The organism is Staphylococcus sp. EG-SA-2 (genome assembly GCF_017152085.1).
The window spans coordinates 1-4,607 of the sequence record NZ_JACYHC010000473.1 but is presented as its reverse complement, the minus strand read 5'-3'; the positions used below and the strand labels follow the sequence as shown (position 1 = coordinate 4,607).

The following is a 4,607-nucleotide window of genomic DNA, read 5'->3' as shown; positions in this document are numbered from 1 at the left end:
GGTGCTGATTCACCATATTCTAAAATTACTTTTAAGTCTACAGCAGCTTGTTTTTCACCAACTTCAACAGATACACCTTGAGTAACGTTATTTCCACTTGAGAATGCATTAGTGAATGTATCAGTTAAGCCACCTTTCATGTCTAAGATACCTTTAACTTCACGTGCAGCGATACCAGCAATTTTTTCAACAACTTCATCAGAGAAAGTTAATTTATTTTTGAATTGAGGCTCTTGATTTTGTTCTTGTTGTTTTTGACGCTCTTCTCTTTCTTTTTCGTTAACACCAGTTTGATTGTCGTATGCTTGTTTTGCTTTATTGTTATCTACAGTCATAATAGATTCTCCTTTTGCTTGTTAATTTTTATATTTTTTTAATTAAATTCTAAATTGATGAATTAACTCCATCGATTTAAAAAATTCATAAAATCTTGCTTACGGTCTTTCATATACCCAATACCTACACCAATTAAACATAAAACGATGATAAGTACTGTTTTCCAAAAACCTAACGTTAAGAATAATATCGCGATTAATAGAAACGCTAGGAAACCAACGATTCTCCATTTAAATACTTTTAAAAAATTAATCACTTGTTGTGTAGAGTCTTGTCCGTTTTGGTTATGATTGTTAGCCATGATATACCTCCCTTACAACACTCGTGGACCAGAAGTTTTCTGATCTCTCACATTAACTTCTAACTTACGTACTGGCATTTCTGTGAAATATTCTACATTCTTTTTAATATCCGAACGAATTGCTTCAGTTAAAGATTGAACTTGAACATTATTTGGTACGAAAAAGTCAGTTTTAATGTCGATATAAGATTTATTTTTTTTGTTATATAGTTTCGCAACTACATTTGGTTGTCTTACTTGATCATATTTTGCAACCGTATCGAATGCCGTCTTTTCAACAGCTTTACGAGATACGTAAACATGACCATCATCGAAGTCTTTGTATAATCCAGGTTTTCGATGCGTAGGTTTGAAGATACTAAATACTAATATAAGACCTATTAATATCAATAGTGCAGCAAGTGAAATAAGTAATGGTTGGAACCATTCAAATTGAAGGAAGTAGTCTTGATATTCAGTTATACGTCCATCTTGGATATACATGAATAACAGGAACCCCACGATTACTACTATTAATAAGCCAAGGATAAAGTTTTTAAGTCGTTTCACCCCTAACGACACCTCCTTAGTTAAAGTTAATTTAAAAACATATTAAATATGTACCCATCAGTTTTTTTCTTAAACATAATAAATTAATAACTTTAAATTTATTTTTAATATATAAGATGAAGTACCATTTAGTAATATATTCCCTAGTTTTTGTAAATAAAACCTCATTATTAATTAATTTTCATCAATATGTTTTGAAGAACGGTATTCTAAAATATCTGGGTCACGATGTTTAATTAAAACCTTATTACTATTTCTCGGTTTCTCCTCACTCAAAGATTTTAAAAGCGACCATATCATCGCTATAATGACCACGGAAAATGGTAACGCAGCAATGATTAATAAATTTTGTATCGCTTGCGTACCACCTGTGTAAATCATAATAATTGCAAATAATGCCATAATGATACCCCAACTCACTTTGACAAATGACTTCGGATTAATATCACCTCTTGAACTCAACATACCTAAAACATAAGTTGCCGAATCCGCTGATGTAACAAAGAAAATCATAATAACAAGTAAAGTAATTAAGCTTAATACAAAACCTAGTGGGTAATGTTGTAGCGTTGCAAAAGTTGCTGTTTCTGTCGCTGCTTTAGCAATATCGGCAATATGATTATCTTGTAAGTAAATTGCTGACGCGCCGAATACCGCAAAGAATATAAAGCAAACTAACGCCGGGACAAAAAGTACACCTAGAATAAATTCTTTAATCGTACGTCCTTTTGACACACGTGCAATAAATATACCTACAAATGGTGCCCAAGATATCCACCATGCCCAGTAAAAGATTGTCCAATTTTGTAACCATTGGAATTTTTGACCGCCTGACGGAATACGTAAACTCATACTAAAGAAATTTGCAATATAATTACCTAGACCATTTGTAAATGTATTTAAAATGTAAAGCGTTGGCCCAACAATAAAAAGACCAATAAGTACTACAAAAGCAAGTAACATGTTGATATTACTCAACGTTTTGATACCTTTATCGATACCTGACCATGCTGACCAAGTAAATAATATGGTTGCAATGACAATCAAGATTACTTGCATCGTGAAGTTACTCGGTACATTAAATAAAAAATGTAAACCTTCGTTTATTTGCAATGCACCGAAACCTAATGTTGCAGCAACGCCTGTTACTGTAGCTATGACTGCCAATACATCAATGGCACCACCTAAAGGTCCACGCATTGCCTTTTCACCTAATAAAGGCGTCAATGTAGCGCTGACTAAGCCAGGATATCCTTTATGAAAGCTAAAATATGCAAACACAAGCGCGACAATACCATAGACTGCCCATGCATGAATCCCCCAATGGAAAAATGAAAACTGCATTGCATCATTAATTGCAGATTGCGTGCCAGCTTTATGAATAGGCGTTAATTTGAAGGCATGACTGATTGGTTCTGCCGTTGTCCAGAACACAAGTCCTATTCCCATACCAGCACTAAATAACATAGCAAACCAAGACGGCAATGAGAATTCAGGATCTTCGCCTTCTTCACCTAATGTAATGTTTGCGTATCTCGAAAATAAAATATACACACAGACAAATAAAATAACTAAAACGAGCAATAAATAATACCAAGAAAAATGTAGCGCAATAAATGTAGTAATGTTTTGCGTGAGTTTTTCTAATTGTTTCGGAAATATTGCTCCAAAAGCAACAAATATCGTACATATCACTAAAGATACCCAAAACACTAGACTTACTGATTTATTTTTCATAAATACAAACCCTTTCTGTGTAATGGTAAGTTCATACCCATAACTGCAACATTTTAATCATTTGTAATTTTATATAGACACAATTAATAATGCCTCATCTTTTAAAAATGATATATAAAACACACTCAAATTATTTATCATTGAGCAACAAAGTATTTTATTGTATTTAAGTAATGCCTTTCTAGTGCATTATTGATTTGATACCTGTAAAGTTGCCATATTTCCGTTTAGAATCAATAGTCGCTAGACACAAAAAATAAGTCGCCCTATACAGTATTTTCTGCATAAGGCGACTTTACTTACTAATCTATATATTAATTACTAATTTCCCAATCATTGATTGTTTTTCCAACAATTGATGTGCTTGATATAAGTTTTCAGGTGATAAACCTTCAAAAACTTGTGTCGTTGTTGGTTGGTAATGCCCTAATTCTATATTTTTCGTAATATCTTCTAAATACTCATGTTGTTTAATCATATCAGGCGTTCGATGAATTGGACGCGCAAACATAAATTCATGTGTAAATGTTATACTTTTTAATTTTAATGCATTTAAATCTTGATCTTCATTAAAAGCTACGATAGTCGTAATATGCCCTAATGGTTTTATCAGTTCAATCATAGTATTGTAATACAAGTCTGTATTATAAGTGCAAAATATATAATCTACTAATGGAATTTCTTTTTCTTTAAATTGACGCACTAAATCCTCTTTATGATTCAATACGATATCTGCGCCCATCTTTTCACACCACTCTGTTGTTTCTTGTCGTGATGCTGTTGTAATGACAGTTAAACCATACCGTTTAGCAATTTGAGTGGCTATACTGCCTACACCACCGGCACCATTAATGATTAACACGGATTTACCTACATTTTCAGAAGGATTATGTGAAATTTTAAATGTATCAAAAAACGTTTCATATGCCGTAATACCAGTTAGCGGTAGACTAACCGCTTCATTAGCACTTATGTTGTGTGGTGCCTTTGCAACTATAGCTTCTGACACCAATTGATATGTCGCATTTGATCCTTGTCTATTTGGCGATCCAGCATAAAATACAACGTCACCCGGACTAAATAATGTAACGTCTGGTCCGATAGCTTCAACAGTACCAATAGCATCAAACCCAAGTACACGAGGTGCTTGAGTGACTTTCATTTGACGTTGTTTTGTATCTACAGGATTTACACTAATACTATTTACTTTGACTAAGATATCATCGTTTTCTGGCGTTGGCTTTCTTTGTTCGTATACTTTAAATAAATTTCCTTCTTCCAATTTAAAGGGCTTTTCAAATCCTATCATTTTCATATCGTTTCACCTCATTTATGAACTTATTTCTTATTATACAAAATAGAAGCCATGTGTGCTTATACCGCAGCATCATGACTCCTTTTTCATTTGAATATATAAATAATTACAGACGACTTTCGTATTACATTTTAGACTTATTTCTACCATGTTACTGAACAAATTTGCTTTAGATAAGAAAGTTATTAAATTTTGATCAATTAACAAAGTTAGTTTGTTAAAACGTATACTTTATTATTCCGTTACTTTAATAACTTGTTTACCAAAGTTATCGCCAGTAAATAAATTTTTAAATGCATGTGGCGCATTTTCAAAACCATCTTCAATGGTTACTTGTGACTGAATTTTACCTTCTTGAACCCATGTTGC

The 4,607-nt window shown here is 32.7% G+C and carries 5 protein-coding genes and 1 pseudogene; all 6 read right to left on the bottom strand.

Annotated elements, in window-relative coordinates; genetic code table 11:
* A partial coding sequence (locus IDG60_RS07035) for an Asp23/Gls24 family envelope stress response protein (RefSeq protein WP_206160576.1) occupies window positions 1-335 on the bottom strand: 335 nt, incomplete at its 3' end.
* Between the two features lie 62 nt (window positions 336-397).
* Window positions 398-637 (bottom strand): DUF2273 domain-containing protein, encoded by a 240-nt coding sequence (locus IDG60_RS07030; protein WP_000002683.1) that lies wholly within the window; start codon window positions 635-637, stop codon window positions 398-400.
* A 12-nt stretch (window positions 638-649) separates the two neighbouring features.
* Window positions 650-1,186: an alkaline shock response membrane anchor protein AmaP gene (amaP, locus tag IDG60_RS07025; protein WP_000825819.1), complete on the bottom strand. Its 537-nt coding sequence runs from the start codon at window positions 1,184-1,186 to the stop codon at window positions 650-652.
* 174 nt (window positions 1,187-1,360) lie between these two features.
* On the bottom strand, window positions 1,361-2,923 hold the full coding sequence (locus IDG60_RS07020) for a BCCT family transporter (protein ID WP_000792342.1): 1,563 nt from the start codon (window positions 2,921-2,923) through the stop codon (window positions 1,361-1,363).
* A 307-nt stretch (window positions 2,924-3,230) separates the two neighbouring features.
* The gene (locus IDG60_RS07015; RefSeq protein ID WP_000781951.1) at window positions 3,231-4,238 is read right to left on the bottom strand and encodes a zinc-binding alcohol dehydrogenase family protein; all 1,008 of its coding nucleotides are present in this window, start codon (window positions 4,236-4,238) and stop codon (window positions 3,231-3,233) included.
* Window positions 4,239-4,472: 234 nt separating this feature from the next.
* Window positions 4,473-4,607, bottom strand: a pseudogene (locus tag IDG60_RS07010) (NADP-dependent oxidoreductase); the annotation flags it as partial.